The 17,935-nt window shown below is 57.6% G+C and carries 12 protein-coding genes and 5 tRNA genes; 13 read left to right on the top strand and 4 right to left on the bottom strand.

Annotation, left to right across the window (positions count from 1 at the left end; translation table 11 throughout):
- Positions 1-231: 231 nt before the first annotated feature.
- Positions 232-1,086 carry a bifunctional methylenetetrahydrofolate dehydrogenase/methenyltetrahydrofolate cyclohydrolase FolD gene (gene folD, locus FFS64_RS24690; RefSeq protein ID WP_007986489.1) on the bottom strand — a complete coding sequence of 285 codons (855 nt, stop codon included), beginning with the start codon at positions 1,084-1,086 and terminating at the stop codon, positions 232-234.
- 275 nt (positions 1,087-1,361) lie between these two features.
- Here folD and FFS64_RS24685 point away from each other — a divergent pair.
- The 13 genes from FFS64_RS24685 (at position 1,362) to FFS64_RS24625 (ending at position 12,144) form a co-directional block, all read left to right on the top strand.
- A tRNA-Arg gene (locus tag FFS64_RS24685) sits at positions 1,362-1,438 on the top strand.
- Positions 1,439-1,470: 32 nt separating this feature from the next.
- Positions 1,471-1,546 (top strand) — tRNA-His (locus tag FFS64_RS24680).
- 56 nt (positions 1,547-1,602) lie between these two features.
- A tRNA-Leu gene (locus FFS64_RS24675) sits at positions 1,603-1,687 on the top strand.
- A 78-nt stretch (positions 1,688-1,765) separates the two neighbouring features.
- Positions 1,766-1,841 (top strand) — tRNA-His (locus FFS64_RS24670).
- A gap of 401 nt (positions 1,842-2,242) precedes the next feature.
- A complete protein-coding gene (tig, locus tag FFS64_RS24665; protein ID WP_137807505.1) occupies positions 2,243-3,553 on the top strand; it encodes a trigger factor in 1,311 nt (436 codons plus the stop codon).
- Between the two features lie 93 nt (positions 3,554-3,646).
- Positions 3,647-4,282, top strand: a complete 636-nt coding sequence (gene clpP / locus FFS64_RS24660) for an ATP-dependent Clp endopeptidase proteolytic subunit ClpP (protein WP_137807504.1) — start codon at positions 3,647-3,649, stop codon at positions 4,280-4,282.
- 112 nt (positions 4,283-4,394) lie between these two features.
- A complete protein-coding gene (gene clpX, locus FFS64_RS24655; protein WP_007946893.1) occupies positions 4,395-5,678 on the top strand; it encodes an ATP-dependent Clp protease ATP-binding subunit ClpX in 1,284 nt (427 codons plus the stop codon).
- Between the two features lie 161 nt (positions 5,679-5,839).
- Entirely contained in the window at positions 5,840-8,236 is a 2,397-nt protein-coding gene (lon, locus tag FFS64_RS24650) for an endopeptidase La (protein ID WP_137807503.1), read from the top strand.
- Positions 8,237-8,385: 149 nt separating this feature from the next.
- Entirely contained in the window at positions 8,386-8,658 is a 273-nt protein-coding gene (locus FFS64_RS24645; RefSeq protein WP_002552737.1) for an HU family DNA-binding protein, read from the top strand.
- 53 nt (positions 8,659-8,711) lie between these two features.
- A tRNA-Leu gene (locus tag FFS64_RS24640) sits at positions 8,712-8,789 on the top strand.
- Positions 8,790-8,891: 102 nt separating this feature from the next.
- Positions 8,892-10,763 carry a SurA N-terminal domain-containing protein gene (locus FFS64_RS24635; protein ID WP_137807502.1) on the top strand — a complete coding sequence of 624 codons (1,872 nt, stop codon included), beginning with the start codon at positions 8,892-8,894 and terminating at the stop codon, positions 10,761-10,763.
- Positions 10,764-10,964: 201 nt separating this feature from the next.
- Positions 10,965-11,807 (top strand): DUF2242 domain-containing protein, encoded by an 843-nt coding sequence (locus FFS64_RS24630; protein WP_137807501.1) that lies wholly within the window; start codon positions 10,965-10,967, stop codon positions 11,805-11,807.
- Between the two features lie 157 nt (positions 11,808-11,964).
- Positions 11,965-12,144 (top strand): hypothetical protein, encoded by a 180-nt coding sequence (locus tag FFS64_RS24625; RefSeq protein ID WP_137807500.1) that lies wholly within the window; start codon positions 11,965-11,967, stop codon positions 12,142-12,144.
- 3 nt (positions 12,145-12,147) lie between these two features.
- On the opposite strand, the gene FFS64_RS24620 is transcribed toward FFS64_RS24625, so the two are convergent.
- The 3 genes from FFS64_RS24620 to FFS64_RS24610 all read right to left on the bottom strand — a co-directional run bounded on the left by FFS64_RS24620 (position 12,148) and on the right by FFS64_RS24610 (position 17,608).
- The gene (locus tag FFS64_RS24620; RefSeq protein WP_137807499.1) at positions 12,148-13,188 is read right to left on the bottom strand and encodes an AraC family transcriptional regulator; all 1,041 of its coding nucleotides are present in this window, start codon (positions 13,186-13,188) and stop codon (positions 12,148-12,150) included.
- A 3-nt stretch (positions 13,189-13,191) separates the two neighbouring features.
- Complete coding sequence (locus tag FFS64_RS24615; protein WP_137807498.1) at positions 13,192-14,322, bottom strand: carbon-nitrogen hydrolase family protein; 1,131 nt, start codon at positions 14,320-14,322, stop codon at positions 13,192-13,194.
- A gap of 196 nt (positions 14,323-14,518) precedes the next feature.
- On the bottom strand, positions 14,519-17,608 hold the full coding sequence (locus tag FFS64_RS24610; protein WP_305955752.1) for an Ig-like domain-containing protein: 3,090 nt from the start codon (positions 17,606-17,608) through the stop codon (positions 14,519-14,521).
- Between the last annotated feature and the right edge of the window lie 327 nt (positions 17,609-17,935).

The following is a 17,935-nucleotide window of genomic DNA, read 5'->3' as shown; positions in this document are numbered from 1 at the left end:
GACTCATAAAGTGTTGATACACCGTTATGTAACGGGCTAATTCTTAAAAAGCGCGACATTCTGGAGTATGGCTGAATAACTGTCGATGGTTGTTCGGGGGAGGGGTGAAAGTGCCTGTAAACATGAAAAAAAAGTCACTTTCCGGCGGATGGTCGATCCTGTTCCGCGGGAAAAAAAGAACCCCGCCATGGGCGGGGTTCCTTGAGTCGCTGGCTACCTCTGCAACGGGTCTCAGCTGTGCAGGGTTTCGGCTGCGTACAGCGTGTTTTCCAGCAGGCAGGCGCGGGTCATCGGACCGACGCCGCCCGGCACCGGAGTGATCCAGCCGGCGCGGGGCAGGGCGGTTTCATAGATCACGTCACCGACCAGTTTGCCGTCGTCCTGGCGGTTGATGCCGACGTCGATCACGATCGCGCCTTCCTTGATCCACTCCCCCTTGACCAAGCCAGGCTTGCCGGCGGCCACCACGACCAGGTCGGCACGACCGACGTGGCCGGCCAGATCCTTGGTGAAGCGGTGAGTGACGGTTACGGTGCAGCCGGCCAGCAACAGTTCCATCGCCATCGGGCGGCCAACGATGTTGGACGCGCCGACCACCACGGCGTTCATCCCGTACAGATCGGCACCGGTGCTTTCCAGCAGGGTCATGATGCCTTTGGGGGTGCACGGACGCAGCAACGGAATGCGTTGGGCCAGACGGCCGACGTTGTAAGGATGGAAGCCGTCGACGTCTTTGTCCGGGCGAATGCGCTCCAGCAGTTTGGACGCGTCCAGATGCTCGGGAAGAGGAAGCTGCAGCAGGACGCCGTCAATCGCCGGGTCGTCATTGAGGCGATCGATCAGATCGGCCAGCGCTTCTTGAGTGGTTTCGGAAGGCAGGTCATAAGCTTGGGAAAGGAAGCCGACCTCTTCACAGTCTTTACGCTTGTGCGAGACATAAACCTGAGAGGCAGGATCGCTGCCGACCAGAATCACCGCGAGGCCCGGCGTGCGCAGGCCTTGCTGGCGACGCTCGGTGACGCGTTGGGCGATCTGCTGGCGCAGGCTGGCGGCGATCGATTTGCCGTCGATTAGTTGTGCAGTCATTGCGCGTGATTAACCATCGAGAGGGGAAAAAAAGAGAGCGCATTCTCGCATGTCATGCGGTGAGGGCAAAGGCGCTTGGTCTGCAAATTCCCCTAACTCCTTTAATTAAATGAATTTTTTTTAAAAAGGATTTGACGACCTTCGGGGGGCTCTATACTATTCGTCGCACTTGTCGGGCACAGCCTAGCACTGGTTAAGAAGGTCAAGTGGAATTACGGTTCTGCGAGGCTGGAAAGCATTTAGTTTGTAGTCCTCCAAGAGTACAGATTAATAAGGCGCCCGTAGCTCAGCTGGATAGAGCATCCGCCTTCTAAGCGGATGGTCGCAGGTTCGAGTCCTGCCGGGTGCGCCATTAGGCAGCTTTGGCACAAGTAGCGCGATATGGTGGGCGTAGCTCAGTTGGTAGAGCACGGGATTGTGACTCCCGTTGTCGTGGGTTCGATCCCCATCGTCCACCCCATATTTCGAAAGGCGCCAGATTAACAGTCTGGCGCCTTTGCTTTAAAGGCTTCATCCGCGGATGTGGTGGAATTGGTAGACACACTGGATTTAGGTTCCAGCGCCGCGAGGCGTAAGAGTTCGAGTCTCTTCATCCGCACCAAATAAAGCTTCATTCATGCCGGTTGGCCTGGTTGGGGCTCTACAAAGAAGTTGCTTGGCTTCTTTGACACGCAATATGGTGGGCGTAGCTCAGTTGGTAGAGCACGGGATTGTGACTCCCGTTGTCGTGGGTTCGATCCCCATCGTCCACCCCATATTTCGAAAGGCGCCAGATTTAACAGTCTGGCGCCTTTTTTGTTTCAGGGATTTGAGTATCCAGCGGCTGCAGTAACGAGTCGCAGGGGCAGGGCGTTTCGTCGTATTTATGTTTCTCGATGATACCGCGCTCCCCGCCGGCCTTGCTTGCAAGGTCGTCTGTCAGGGAGATGATCGGCAACCTCTTCTATATATAGAAGGGTTGGCGCAGAGCCTTGGCGTTATTGGCTGTATTTGCCACCGGGGCGAGGTGCATCCGTGCATTCGCACCTATAAATTGCCAGCTGCGTTTTTACCCGTTTTCAGTAGGGTGACTTCTTGAGTTTGACCCACTAGAATGCATGCCCTTGATTCTGGGGTCGGAAACGGCCGGCTAACGTCTGTGCAACGAGGAATATCCATGCAAGTTTCTGTTGAAAATACTTCTGCTCTTGAGCGCCGCATGAGCATCACCGTGCCGGCTGAGCGCATCGAGACTCAGGTCAACAAGCGTCTGCAGCAGACTGCCCAAAAGGCCAAGATCGCAGGCTTCCGTCCGGGCAAAGTGCCAATGAGCGAAATCAAGCGCCGCTTCGGTGCTGAAGCGCGTCAGGAAGCCGTGGGCGACGTCATCCAGTCCTCTTTCTACGAAGCAGTCGTTGAGCAGAAGCTGAACCCGGCTGGTTCGCCTTCGATCGAGCCTAAATCGCTGGAAGCAGGCAAGGACCTGGAATACGTTGCTGTATTCGAAGTGTTCCCTGAGTTCACCGTCGCCGGTTTCGAAGGTATCACCGTAGAGCGCCTGAGCGCTGACGTGTCCGATGCTGATCTGGACAAGATGCTGGACATCCTGCGCAAGCAGAACACCCGTTTCGAAGTGGCTGATCGTGCCGCTCAGAACGAAGATCAACTGAACATCGATTTCGTCGGCAAGGTCGACGGTGAAGTGTTCGCTGGCGGTTCCGCCAAAGGTACTCAGCTGGTTCTGGGTTCCGGCCGCATGATCCCTGGTTTCGAAGACGGTCTGGTTGGCGCCAAGGCTGGCGAAGAGCGCGTTCTGAGCCTGACCTTCCCAGAGGATTATCAGAACCTCGACCTGGCTGGCAAAACCGCTGAGTTCACCGTGACCGTGAACACTGTTTCCGAGCCAAAATTGCCAGAACTGACCGAAGAGTTCTTCGCTCAATTCGGTATCAAGGAAACCGGTCTGGAAGGCTTCCGCGCCGAAGTTCGCAAGAACATGGAGCGTGAACTGCGTCAGGCGATCAAATCCAAGGTCAAGAATCAGGTAATGGACGGTCTGCTGGCCACCAACCCGATCGAAGTACCAAAGGCACTGCTGTCCAACGAAGTTGATCGTCTGCGCGTGCAGGCTGTTCAGCAGTTCGGCGGCAATATCAAGCCTGACCAACTGCCGGCCGAGCTGTTCGAAGAACAAGCCAAGCGCCGCGTTGTCCTGGGTCTGATCGTCGCTGAAGTGGTCAAGCAATTCGACCTCAAGCCTGACGAAGCCCGCGTTCGTGAAATGATTCAGGAGATGGCTTCGGCCTACCAAGAGCCTGAGCAGGTTGTGTCCTGGTACTACAAGAACGACCAGCAACTGAACGAAGTCCGTTCGGTTGTGCTGGAAGAACAAGTTGTGGATACTGTTCTGCAGAAAGCTAGCGTGACCGACAAATCGGTCTCTTACGAAGAAGCGGTCAAGCCGGTAGAAGCTCCACAAGCCGACTGATTGTTGCTGCGTTAAGAAGTACACACCATAAGCCAGCTTTCGAGCTGGCTTATGCGTATTCAAGACATAACTATTTGGGAGTGACTGCAGAGCATGTTCCGTAATTCGTATATTCAGCAGAACTCTGATATCCAGGCCGCAGGCGGCCTGGTCCCGATGGTTGTCGAGCAGTCCGCTCGTGGCGAACGCGCCTACGACATTTACTCGCGCCTTCTCAAGGAGCGAGTGATTTTTCTGGTTGGCCCGGTAGAGGACTACATGGCCAACCTGATTTGTGCGCAATTGCTGTTCCTTGAAGCGGAAAACCCGGACAAGGACATCCATCTCTATATCAACTCCCCGGGCGGTTCGGTGACAGCCGGCATGTCGATCTACGACACCATGCAGTTCATCAAACCCAACGTCTCGACCACCTGTATCGGCCAGGCGTGCAGCATGGGCGCGTTCCTGCTGACAGCCGGTGCCCCTGGCAAGCGTTACTGCCTGCCGAACTCGCGCGTGATGATTCACCAGCCTCTGGGCGGTTTCCAGGGCCAGGCATCGGACATCGAAATCCATGCCAAGGAAATCCTCTTCATCCGCGAGCGTCTCAACACGCTGATGGCCAAGCATAGCGGGCGCACGCTTGAAGAGATCGAGCGCGATACCAACCGCGATAATTTCATGAGTGCAGACGCTGCACGTGAGTACGGCTTGATCGACCAAGTGATCACCCAGCGCCCCGCTTAAAATAAGCAGCTCAAAATAGGCTTGGTCGGCTGGTCTGATCACCAGCGGGCTTGAAAAAGCCCGCAATAGCCTTCATCTTGTGTTGCAAGCCTATCGGATTTGGATCGAACGAATGACTGACACCCGCAACGGCGAGGACAACGGCAAGCTGCTCTATTGCTCCTTCTGTGGCAAAAGCCAGCATGAAGTACGCAAATTGATTGCCGGCCCCTCGGTCTTTATCTGCGACGAGTGCGTCGACCTGTGCAATGACATCATCCGTGAGGAGGTGCAGGAAGCCCAGGCCGAGAGCAGCGCGCATAAATTGCCTTCGCCTAAAGAAATCAGCGGCATCCTTGATCAGTACGTGATTGGTCAGGAGCGCGCGAAAAAGGTTCTGGCCGTAGCGGTGTACAACCACTACAAGCGCCTGAACCAGCGTGACAAAAAGAATGACGACGTCGAACTCGGCAAGAGCAACATTTTGCTGATCGGCCCGACAGGCTCGGGTAAAACCCTGCTTGCCGAAACACTGGCCCGCTTGCTGAACGTTCCGTTCACCATCGCCGACGCAACCACCCTCACCGAGGCGGGTTACGTGGGTGAAGATGTCGAGAACATCATTCAGAAGCTGTTGCAGAAGTGCGATTACGACGTGGAAAAGGCCCAGATGGGCATTGTCTACATCGATGAGATCGACAAGATCTCGCGCAAGTCTGACAACCCGTCGATCACCCGGGATGTTTCCGGTGAAGGCGTGCAGCAGGCCCTGCTCAAGTTGATCGAAGGCACGGTCGCTTCCGTTCCGCCTCAAGGCGGTCGCAAGCACCCGCAGCAGGAATTCCTTCAGGTCGACACCCGTAACATCCTGTTCATCTGCGGTGGTGCGTTCTCCGGTCTGGAAAAGGTTATTCAAAACCGTTCCACCAAGGGCGGCATCGGTTTCAACGCAGAAGTTCGCAGCAAGGAAGAAGGCAAGAAAGTCGGTGAATCCCTGCGTGAAGTCGAGCCTGACGATCTGGTCAAGTTCGGTCTGATCCCGGAGTTCGTCGGTCGTCTGCCGGTCCTTGCGACGCTGGACGAGCTTGATGAAGCTGCGTTGATGCAGATTCTCACCGAGCCGAAAAATGCGCTGACCAAGCAGTATGCCAAGTTGTTCGAGATGGAAGGCGTGGACCTGGAATTCCGGGCCGACGCGCTAAAATCGGTCGCCAAGCGCGCGCTGGAACGCAAAACCGGTGCTCGTGGCCTGCGCTCGATTCTCGAAGGTGTGTTGCTCGACACTATGTATGAAATCCCCTCGCAGTCCGAGGTGAGTAAAGTAGTGATCGACGAAAGCGTTATAGAAGGCAAGTCCAAGCCACTGTATATCTACGAAAACAGTGAGCCTGCTGCCAAGGCCGCGCCAGACGCCTAAGCGTCACGCAGCCGGTACAAAGAAGGGGCCTTCGGGCCCCTTTGCTTTTTGCAGGTTTTTACACCGTCTTTGTGCTTGTTTTTTTTCAAGGCTGCCCCCATCTTGGTTTCAAGCTTACTTCCATCTGTTTCCGGCCTTATGGCCGCCATAGAGGCGAAATCATGAAGACAACCATCGAATTGCCTCTCCTGCCATTGCGTGATGTCGTGGTTTATCCGCACATGGTTATCCCGCTGTTCGTGGGGCGCGAGAAATCCATCGAAGCCCTCGAGGCAGCGATGACGGGCGACAAGCAGATCCTTCTGCTGGCCCAGAGAAACCCTGCCGACGACGATCCTGGCGAAGACGCACTTTATCGCGTGGGTACGATTGCGACCGTTCTGCAGTTGCTGAAGCTGCCTGATGGCACGGTCAAGGTTCTGGTCGAAGGCGAGCAGCGGGGCGCCGTGGAGCGCTTCAGCGAAGTGGACGGCCACTGCCGCGCCGAAGTCTCGTTGATCGACGAAGTCGACGCGCCCGAGCGCGAGTCGGAAGTGTTTGTTCGCAGCCTGCTGTCTCAGTTCGAACAGTATGTGCAGTTGGGCAAGAAAGTCCCCGCCGAGGTCCTGTCGTCGCTCAACAGCATCGACGAGCCTGGGCGCCTGGTCGACACCATGGCCGCGCACATGGCCCTCAAAATCGAGCAGAAGCAGGAAATCCTCGAGATCATCGATTTGTCGGCACGGGTCGAGCATGTCCTGGCGTTGCTTGATGCCGAGATCGATCTGCTGCAAGTCGAAAAACGCATTCGCGGTCGCGTCAAAAAGCAAATGGAGCGCAGTCAGCGCGAGTACTACCTGAACGAGCAGATGAAGGCCATTCAGAAAGAGCTCGGCGACAGCGACGAAGGTCACAACGAAGTCGAAGAGCTGAAAAAGCGTATCGATGCTGCCGGCCTGCCAAAAGACGCGCTTGCCAAGGCCCAGGCCGAACTGAACAAGCTCAAGCAAATGTCGCCAATGTCCGCGGAAGCGACCGTGGTACGTTCGTACATCGACTGGCTGGTCCAGGTGCCGTGGAAGGCTCAGAGCAAGGTGCGTCTGGATCTGGCGCGCGCAGAAGACATTCTCGATGCCGACCATTATGGTCTGGAAGAAGTCAAAGAGCGGATTCTCGAATACCTCGCCGTGCAAAAACGCGTGAAGAAGATTCGTGGTCCGGTGTTGTGCCTGGTAGGTCCTCCGGGGGTGGGTAAAACCTCTCTGGCGGAGTCGATCGCTCACGCCACCAACCGCAAATTCGTGCGCATGGCCCTTGGCGGTGTGCGTGATGAGGCGGAAATCCGTGGTCATCGCCGTACTTACATCGGTTCGATGCCAGGAAGATTGATTCAAAAAATGACCAAAGTGGGCGTCCGCAACCCGCTGTTCCTGCTCGACGAAATCGACAAAATGGGCAGCGACATGCGTGGCGATCCGGCGTCGGCGTTGCTGGAAGTACTCGATCCCGAGCAGAACCACAACTTCAACGACCACTATCTGGAAGTCGATTACGACCTGTCCGATGTGATGTTCCTGTGCACCTCGAACTCCATGAACATCCCACCGGCGCTGCTGGACCGGATGGAAGTGATTCGTCTGCCGGGCTACACCGAAGACGAGAAGATCAACATTGCCGTCAAATACCTTTCGCCCAAGCAGATCCAGGCCAATGGCTTGAAAAAAGGCGAGCTGGAATTCGACGAGGAAGCGATCCGCGACATCATTCGCTACTACACCCGCGAAGCCGGTGTGCGTGGCCTGGAGCGCCAGATTGCCAAGGTTTGCCGCAAGGCGGTCAAAGAGCATGCACTGGAAAAACGCTTCTCGGTGAAGGTCACCGCTGACGCGCTGGAACACTTCCTGGGCGTGCGTAAATTCCGCTACGGTCTGGCTGAGCAGCAGGACCAGATCGGTCAGGTTACCGGGTTGGCGTGGACTCAGGTGGGTGGCGAATTGCTGACCATCGAAGCCGCCGTCGTGCCGGGCAAGGGCCAGTTGATCAAGACCGGTTCCCTGGGTGACGTCATGGTCGAATCGATTACCGCAGCCTTGACCGTGGTGCGCAGTCGCGCGAAGAGCCTGGGGATTCCCCTGGACTTCCACGAGAAGCGCGATACCCACATCCATATGCCGGAAGGGGCGACGCCGAAAGACGGCCCTAGCGCGGGTGTGGGCATGTGCACGGCGCTGGTGTCGGCATTGACCAGCATTCCTGTGCGTGCGGATGTGGCCATGACCGGTGAAATCACCTTGCGTGGTCAAGTGTTGGCGATTGGTGGTTTGAAAGAAAAACTGCTCGCTGCTCACCGTGGCGGAATCAAGACTGTGATCATTCCCGAAGAGAATGTTCGCGATCTGAAGGAAATTCCTGACAATATCAAGCAAGATCTCCAGATTAAACCGGTTAAATGGATTGACGAGGTCCTGCAAATTGCGCTGCAATACGCGCCGGAGCCCTTGCCTGATGTGGCTCCGGAGATTGTCGCGAAGGATGAAAAGCGCGAGTCCGATTCTAAGGAAAGAATTAGCACGCATTAGTACGTATTTGCCTGGGGGGCTTCCTTGACAGCTTTTTAGAGCCCTTGTTATAAAGCGGCTCTTAAGTGTCTGTAGGCCATTCAGCACTCGTTTTTGCTTTCACCAAAAAAACTTAGAATCATACTCAAATAGATATAAGGGGACTTAGAGTGAACAAGTCGGAACTGATTGATGCTATCGCTGCATCCGCTGATATCCCGAAAGCTGCTGCTGGCCGTGCGCTGGACGCTGTAATCGAATCCGTCACTGGCGCTCTCAAGGCTGGCGACTCTGTTGTTCTGGTTGGTTTCGGTACTTTCTCCGTAACTGATCGTCCAGCTCGCATTGGTCGTAACCCACAGACCGGTAAGACGCTGGAAATCGCAGCAGCCAAAAAACCAGGTTTCAAAGCCGGTAAAGCACTGAAAGAAGCTGTCAACTAAGTTCGATTCAGGTTTTTGCCTATCCGGGTCGGGGTCATGCCTGACCTGGCAGCGGAGCGGTAGTCCAGTCGGCAGGTCGCCGGTCCGAGACACCGAGGCTCGCAAGTTCGAGTCATCGGTCCGCTCCGCCAGTTACGAGAAGGCGCATCCTCGGATGCGCCTTTCTTCTATCCGGATTCTACCCACGCTCCACGGTTGCCTAATTTTGAAGTTCAACCGTTTATGGGGGACGCATGCTGCAGAATATCAGGGACAATTCACAAGGCTGGATTGCCAAGACCATTATCGGGGTCATCGTCGTACTGATGGCCTTGACCGGTTTCGACGCCATTTTTCAGGCCACGACGAACAAAAACGAGGCGGCGCAGGTCAATGGCGAAGAAATCAGCCAGAACGAGCTGAGCCAGGCGGTCGATATGCAACGCCGTCAACTCATGCAACAGCTGGGCAAGGATTTCGATGCTTCCTTGCTCGACGAGAAGATGCTGCGCGAATCGGCCCTCAAAGGTCTGATCGATCGCAAGCTGCTGCTGCAAGGCGCAGAAAACTCGAAATTCGCTTTCTCCGAAGCGGCGCTGGACCAGGTCATCCTGCAAACGCCTGAGTTCCAGGTGGATGGCAAGTTCAGTCCTGAGCGTTTTGACCAGGTCATTCGTCAACTCGGTTACAGCCGTATGCAGTTCCGCCAGATGCTGGCCCAGGAAATGCTGATCGGCCAGCTGCGTGCCGGTCTGGCGGGCAGCGGTTTCGTCACTGATGCACAGGTTCTGGCATTTGCCCGTCTGGAAAAACAGACCCGCGATTTCGCGACCCTGAACATCAAGGCTGATCCGGCGGCTGTGAAGCTGACCGACGATGAAGTCAAAGCCTATTACGACGAACACGCCAAGGAATTCATGACGCCGGATCAGGTGGTCATCGATTATCTGGAGTTGAAGAAGGCTTCCTTCTTCGATCAGGTCAGCGTCAAGGACGAAGACCTGCAAGCGGCGTATCAGAAAGAAATCGCAAATCTGTCCGAGCAACGTCGGGCTGCGCACATTCTGATCGAAGTGAACGACAAGACCACCGAGGCGCAAGCCAAGGCCAGGATTGACGAGATCCAGGCTCGTCTGGCCAAAGGCGAGAAGTTCGAAGCCCTGGCCAAGGAGTTCTCCCAGGATCCGGGTTCGGCCAACAATGGCGGTGACCTCGGCTACGCAGGTCCTGGCGTCTATGATCCAGCGTTTGAAAAATCCCTGTATTCGTTGACCAAGGATCAGGTTTCCGAGCCGGTTCGCACCGACTTCGGTTTCCACCTGATCAAGCTGTTGGGTGTGGAAGCGCCTGAAGTGCCGACACTCGCCAGCCTCAAAGACAAGCTGACCCGCGAATTGAAGGCCCAACAGGTCGAGCAGCGTTTCGTCGAAGCGACCAAGCAATTGGAAGACGCCTCGTTCGAAGCTTCCGATCTGGCCCAGCCGGCACAGGACCTGAAACTGACCGTTCACACCTCCAAGCCGTTCGGCCGTGAAGGTGGCGAGGGCATCGCGGCCAATCGTGCTGTGATCACCGCGGCGTTCAGTCAGGAAGTGCTGGAAGAGGGTGCCAACAGTACCGCCATCGAGCTCGATCCGGAAACCGTGATCGTGTTGCGCGCCAAGGAACATCTCAAGCCTGCGCAATTGCCGCTGGAGAGCGTGGCTGGCCCGATTCGTGCGCAATTGGCCAAGGAACACGCCAGTGCCGCCGCCAAGACCAAGGCTGATGAGCTGATTGCCGGCCTGCGCGATGGCAAGACCGCTCTGGACAAGCCCGTTGACGGTCAGAGCTGGAAGGTTACCGAAGCCGCGACCCGCGCTCATGAAGGGATCGACCCAACCGTGCTACAGGCGCTGTTCCGCATGCCCAAGCCTGCCGCCAAGGACAAGCCGACGTTCACGAGCGTTACCCTGCCTGATGGCAGTCTGATGATCGTGCGTCTGAGCGGCGTCAATGAAGCCGCAGCGCCGACTGAAGAAGAGAAGGCTCAATACCGTCGCTTCCTCGCTTCGCGTGTCGGCCAGCAAGACTTTGCGGCTTACCGCAAGCAGCTGGAAAGCCAGGCTGACATCAAGCGTTTCTGATGACTGACTGAGCGATGCGCTACACAGTAACCCCGGCCGAAAGGCCGGGGTTTTTTGTTACAGCTGCACTGACAAACGTGGGGGACTTTTGCTTAATATCGGAGTCAACACCCCTGTAACTGTTTTAAGACACAATCGATGCGACGCTAAGCATCGATCTGTTGCACAATACGCCCCGGACCGTTTTTCTCAGGATGTTCAATGTTTAAATCACTTCCCATGCGTGTTGCCGGGCTGGCGCTGGTGCTGGCCGTCGCGGCCGGGTGCTCGTCGAAGAAAGCCGCCATCTATGAGCATGAGAACTTCGACGACTCCGGAACATTCTCCCGTAACTACCCCGTGACAGATGTGCAGAGTTGCGAAGCTGCTCGTCGGGCCTTGCTGAGCCAGGGCTACATCATCACTAGCAGTGATCCGAAGCTGGTCAGCGGGCACAAGAGCTTCCAGCAGACCGGTGAGACCCACATGGAAATCAGTTTCAGTGTGGTCTGTGCCGATGACGGCAGCGCCGGGCATCACGCCACGGTGTTCGCCAACGCCTTGCAGGACCGTTATGCGCTGAAGAAGACCAATAACTCCGCCAGTCTCGGTGTAGGCGTGCTGGGTTCGGTCTCGATGCCGATCGGTTCGTCGGACGATTCGATGGTCAAGGTCGCGAGCGAAACCGTATCGTCGGCCAAGTTTTACGAGCGTTTCTTCGCCCTGGTCGAGCTGTTCCTGCCTAAGGAAGTGAAAGCAGCGGCCCATATCCCGGAGAAGCCGAAAGCCGATCTGGGCGTGCCTGAACCCAAGGCCACACCGGCCCCACTGGCCCCGGAAGCGAAGGCAGAACCTGCCCCGGCTACGCAAGCGACAACGACGCCGGCCGAAGCGGCTCCAGCGGCGTCCGAGCCGGTAGCACCGCCGCCTGAAGCAGCGCCGATTACCGCGACTCCAAGCGCCGAGCCGGCACCTGCCACGGAAACGATCACGCCACCCGCCAACCCAAGCGACATCCCGCCCCCTTCGGAGCCGATCCAGGCCATGCCGATTACCGGGCAATGATTGGCGTTACGGGACCGGGTGAATCCGCACCGGTCCCGGAGCTGCGGTAAAGATTGATCCGCGTCAAACACACCGCTGTCCTGCGCGCTGTATCGAAAAATTCCTGTGATAAATTCCTGACTGCCTGCTACGTTTTATCCAGTAGCGACGAAGTGTCGTGTCTGCGTCATTTTTCTTTCATGCGGGCACTTTATGCTCGGGGCACTGGTCATTTATTAAGACTTTTTCAATGAGTTGCGGGGGATTCGAAATGGACGATTATCAGGAAGAACTGCTTGAGTATCAGGCATTTGAACTGGACCCGCTGGAGCCAGCGGAAGATGCTACAGAGCTGTGAGCGTCAAGCGGATTGGCGGTGACTACGACGAAACTCGCCGGGTGTCTGGCCAGTCCAGCGTTTGAAGGCACGTTGAAACGCTTCGGCTGAGGCAAAGCCCAGCAGGTAGGCGATTTCTCCAAACGCCAGTTCAGTATCGCGGATGTAGGTCATGGCCAGGTCGCGACGTGTGTCGTTGAGAATCGCGCGAAACTGCGTACCTTCTTCCGCCAGTTTGCGGCGTAGTGTCCAGACGGGCAGCTTCAGGCGTGCCGCCACTTCTTCCAGGTCGGGTTCCCGGCCACCATTGAGCAACGGCCCCAGCAATTGAGTGATGCGTTCACGCAGGCTGCGGGTGCGTGTCAGTTGCTCCAGTTCCCGTTCACATAACATCAACAAGTGCCGCCACGTACTCGGACAGTGCTGCGGATTACGCTGGGCGAGGCTGGCCAGGCTCAGGCGCAATTGGTTGTGCTCGGCGCCAAACTGAATCGGGCAATCGCCCAGCATGTCGTAGGCCGCGTGGTAGTCAGGTGCTTCGAATTCGATATCGATGCGTTCGGCGCGCAGCGGGGCAGGGCTCACGCTGGACAATTGCTGCAACCACCCGGCAATGATCGAATCCACCACGAAGCGGTTGTAGCTGTTGTAGGGACTGATGGAATAGAAGCGCAGCCAGGCCCCCTGAGGGTCTTCGTGAAAGCTCGATTGGCCGCGATAGTTGGAGCCATACAAGGCTTCAAAGCGAATCAGGCAGCGTGCTGCCTCGCGCACCGTCGGCGCCTGGGCTGCGGTAACGCCGGCCAGGCCGGCCTGACTCAGGCGGCTGAGCTGCCCCATGCGCAAGCCGAGCGCCGGGTTGTCGGTCAGCTGAATGGCACTGTGGCCCAGGCGCATGTAGCGCGGAATCGAGAGTCGGGCACCCGCTTCGCTGAGGCGGGCTGCATCGAGGCCATATTGTTCCAGCAGAGGCTGCGGGTCGGCACCATGGCTGCGCACGGCGTCGGCCAGGCTGTGGACGAAGCCGACCGAGAGATCGCCCAGACGCATCGGCTGTGGTTTCATGGCTTACAACCACAGATTCAGCAGGCGAGCGCCATGGGCGTTGCCGTCGGCGAAGTGCTGACCGTTGCTGCTGAGAAAACTCTGACCGGCGCTGGCCTGATCCCAGAACTGTCCACGCAAGAACACGCTCATGCCGGCGATCGCCTGGCTGGACGGTGGTTGAGCAGTCAGGGTCAGGCGATGCCAGGCCTGGCCTTCGCTGATCTCCCCGGCCTTGAGACTGACGGAACCGGGTATCGACGAGCCCTTGTAGCCGCGCCACGGCTGATCCCAGGTGCCACGACCGGCAACAAACGCCGGGACCGCGACAATCCGTGCCTGCTGATCGTCGAGCTTGCGGTAGTTGTCCGGGTACCAGCTGTCGCCGCCGATCAGCACGCCCAGGCGACCGGCCGGTGTATCGACGACGTTGAGCGTGTGCTCGCCATTGGCCTTGATCGCATCCTGCTGTTCAAAAACCGGGTGCATCTGCCGCTGTGGCTGGCCGATCGGCACACCGTCACGGCCGAACACAACGCTGCTGTTGAACAGTGCGCCGCGACCGACTTTCAGGGTGCCATCAATGATGCTGGGTTCAGGCAGTACGATGGAACCCGCCACCAGCGTCACCTGAAACTCTTTCGCCAAGCCGCCGAACAGCGCCTGATACTCCTTGGCCATGCCTTTGGCTTTCATGCGCAAGTGGGCGTCAGCCAGGCGACTGCCGCCCTCGGCACTGATCAACGCCCGGACAAACTTCAAAGGATTGCTCACGGCCAGCCAGTTCATGGCTTCCTTCAGCGTGGTGGCCTGGTACAACTCATCCTTTTCACCGCTGACCATCAGCCAGGTGCCGACGTGTTCGGGCAGTACCACGATGGTTTTCTCGTTTAGCAAGCCTTGTTCCCGGGCTTTGTGCAGGTAGGCCGCGAGTTTGCGGTGCAGGCGCTCGGGGCTTTGATAATCGGTGGGGAACAGCTCGGGCTGAATGCCCAACAGGTTACCGCGGTCGGCGGGAGTGCCTTGATCGATCGCCAGATCGATCCGAAGGTCCGAGAGATAATGGCCTGCCGGGCGATCCGCGGCCCACATGGCGTAGGTCGTGAGGGCGGCGATCAACGCCATGGAGAAAGTCAGGTACAGAAGTTTGCGCATGGGGAAACAGTCAACGGCCGTGTGCAGGCATGGGTTTTCAGTTTGGATGGATTTGGAGGGTACGGCAAATCAATAGGTTGGCGAAAATTTTCCACCAGGTAAAAAAATCTCCCATCTCAAATGATAGGGGTGAGCGATCTCAGGCAGCCCTACCTGCAATTTCTGGGTAGGGCTGCTGTAACTGTTGCGCTTAGCGTCACCTTGTGACCGGTGCCGAGACTGCGACAGTCACCGTTGCCGGTGTCGACACCGCGTTCCTGGTATCGCTGGCTTGATAAGTAAAGCTGGCGGTGAACGATGCGGCGATTGTGGGCGGTGGTGTGTAGATCACACGTACACCGTCGGTGCTGACGCTACCCTTGCCGGAGCCCGGCTGTGTCAGCCCCACCACTTTAAGTGGCACATTACCGTCAGGGTCGGTGTCGTTGGCCAGGACGTTGATCGTCAACGGTTTGCCGTCTCTGCTGACAGCGCTGTCGGGTTTGGCGACCGGTTTTTTGTTTTCGCCTTCGCCTGTGCGGAAGGTCGGCAGCGCCGCAGAGTTCACGTAGGTGACGCCGTCCCAGCCGGGCAGGGGCGTTGGCATCAACTGGAATTGGCCGGGCTTCTCGATGTCCCAGCGCAGCAGCATCGAGGTGTCCTCATGCTGGGTGTTATGGCAGTGCTCCATGTAGGTCCCGGCGAACTCGCGGAAGCGAATGGCTATTTCCACGTCCACTGAACTGTCGATGCCTTCGCCAATACGATAGACGTCCTTGCGCGCGCCTTTTTCCCATTCAGGCGGCGCCTTGCCGTCGCGGTTGAGGACGATGCCTTCTTCGAAATGCACGTGCACCGGGTGGGTCCAGCCATTGCCGCCATTCTTGATTTTCCACACTTCCAGGGTACCGTCGCCGCTGTAGCCGGCATCGGTCGGGCCGTTGGCCAATTGCGGAGCGGCGCTGATTCGCCGTGCGTCCATCTGGTAGCCAAAACCACCGTCGGTCTTGATGGTCCAGGGTTCCTGGTCGGTGCCGTCGGAGCGGCCGAAAATGAACTCGCGATGCCGCGCAAGTTTGAGTTTGGCCTGCACCTGTGGATCGTCACGGTTGAGGGTCAGTGGAATCATGGTTTTACCCTCTGCCTTGCCCGGCTTGGCGGGTTCGTAGTCGGCCGGATTCATGCTCACGTCCGTGCCGCTGTAAGGCTGCACCACCAATTGCAGGAACTTGCCCACTACCGGATCGCCGTTGTCCCATTCCAGCCCTTTGCTTCCCAGCTTAAGCACTGCCTTGTACTTCCCGGACAGCACATCGGCCAGGCTGAGGGGGTCCATCTCCGGACCCTTGCCGGTCTGATGCGCCATCAGGTTGACGAAGTACAGCTTGTCGCCGGTCTTGATCCCGTTTTTCGCGAAGTTGACGATGATGTCGTAACGCTCGGCGATGCCTTGGGCGGGGAGGATGGCGTTGTGATCCTGCAGGTCGCCGTCGGCATCCAGGTCCATGCTGCCGTCGAATGGCACGGCGTGTTCCATGAGGTTGCCGTCGTTGCCGATCAAGTGGAACGGCACCCGGGCAAAAGACACGCCGGAACCTGCCGGCCCAGGGAACTCACCGCCATTGCCGACGATTTCACGTACCAGGGCAATCCTGAAGTAGCGCGATACCGAGCCATTGAGAATGCGGAAGCGGTAGCTGCGCGCGCGCACTTTCAGGCGCGGCTGGTACTGCCAGTTCACCAGGATCTGGTCGCCAAGAAAGCCGTCGGTGTTGAACGGGTTGAACCACAGTTGACCGTTCTTGTCCCAGGCCTTGTCTGCCACCATCAGGTTGACGTCATAGTCGCGGTTACCCCAGGGCATTGCCGAACCGCTGGGCAAGCGCAGGTTGACGCCGTCCTCGATCGCTTCGTTGCCGCGATCCAGCGCGCTGTAGTAGTTCATCATCACCGCGTTGCCCTTGTAGACGTTCTGCGCGGTGAAATCGAGCATGTGGTCGTGGAACCAATGGGTGCTCATGGTTTCGCGCCAGTCGCCGCGGATTTTGATCGTGCCGTTGTTGCAGGTCTTCAGGCCCGGGTTGGTGTCGTTGACGAACAGGGTTTCTCCCGGGGTGCAGGGGAATGCCGCACGTGGGGCTTCGGCCTTGGTGTTGATGGTGTCGTAGCCGGCCAGTTGTAGCGGCCAGCGATAGTCGTAGTACTGCCCCGGAAAGAAAAACGCATTGGTGTAGCCGTCGCTTTCCGCGGGGGAGTGGCCGTTGTGTTCGTGGGTGCTGAGAGTGTGCAGGCCGAAACCCATGTTAGCCCCCGGATCGATGGGCAGGGCGTTGTAGTGACGCATCAGCACCGGTTGGCCGTGACGCGCCATCAGCAGTTTTACCGGGAACGTACCGTCAAAGGTCCATAGCGCTTTGTGGTTCTGGATCGGCATGTTGGGGTGAAAGCGGGTGTCGATGCCTTTGGTCGTGCCGTTGATGGTCGGGTTGTCCGAGGTCTGGTAGTAGAGCCCGCCAGGCCCGAACTCACCAACGGCGTAGTTGTGCAATTGTCGGCGGTCGCGCATGCCGCCGTTGATTCTGGCGCCCGCTTGCACGGTTTTGAATGCGACCTGCGGGTAAAACTCGTTCCAGCGTTGATGGGACCAGCCTTTTCCTGGTGGACGACCTTCGGCCGGCGAACCTACCGGATGGCGGTTGAGGAAAGCTTCAATCTGCGATTTCCAGGGGTTGCGATCCAGCACGTTGGAGTATTGGGACGGGTATGGGTGGAGCCCGGGCTGGCGCATGAAGGCTTCCAGTGCCGAAGTCGACGGGCCGCTGCGAGCGATATTGTCCGGATCCTGCTGTGGCGCTGGACCGGCAAGAGGCACAGGGAAGGTCAGTGGCGGCGCGGGCAGGGTCGGATCGAGTTTTTCCGTGCCGAACTCCTCCAACAGCAGCAGTTGTTGGGTGAAGGGTTGCGCTCCGAACAATGGGCTGGGTTTGCCATTGGTGGGTATTTTGAACGAGGTTTGCAGGCTCGGCGGCAGCACGTTGTCAGCGCGCGGGGTGTTTCGGTCCCCATATGCGCCGTTGGGTAGGGCCAGCGCACCCTGGTTGGTCTCGGGCATGGTTTTCAAGGCTTCCAGCGCCGCCGCCGGGTCGGCGGGCGGGTTGGAGTACGCCGAGGGGTCCGTCGGTGGCGGCTGGCTGACATCATCGAGCGGCACGGCGTTGGCGGCGTTCAGGGTAAGGAGCATCGCGCAGGGCAGGCTTGACCTGCGCAGCAAGTCGATGGAATTGCATGGTGGTGTCGGGCGTTTCATTTTTCACCCCTCGCGTGATGCCCCGCCGTCTCCATTTTCGGGACGACCGCCGGTGCGGATACGATGGGTGGAGCAACAAATGAGCCACTACAGCAGGGAAAAGAGAAAGTTCAATTCTATTGATCGTCACTGTGAATGCTGCAAATAACAGAGTTTAAAGGTGGGTGATATTCCTCATATTTGGTGAAAATTCCCAATTTATTGGGTGTAGTGCCCCAATTGTGTGAATGGTAATTATCACGATTTTGACAGTTATTGGATCCAAAAAATTTCAGCGGTCGCGACTGCTGACCACCAATTGGCAAGGATTTGAACGCGGTTCAGGGG

The organism is Pseudomonas sp. G(2018), from assembly GCF_005502415.1.
Lineage (GTDB): Bacteria > Pseudomonadota > Gammaproteobacteria > Pseudomonadales > Pseudomonadaceae > Aquipseudomonas.
This window is presented reverse-complemented; position numbering and strand designations above follow the sequence as displayed.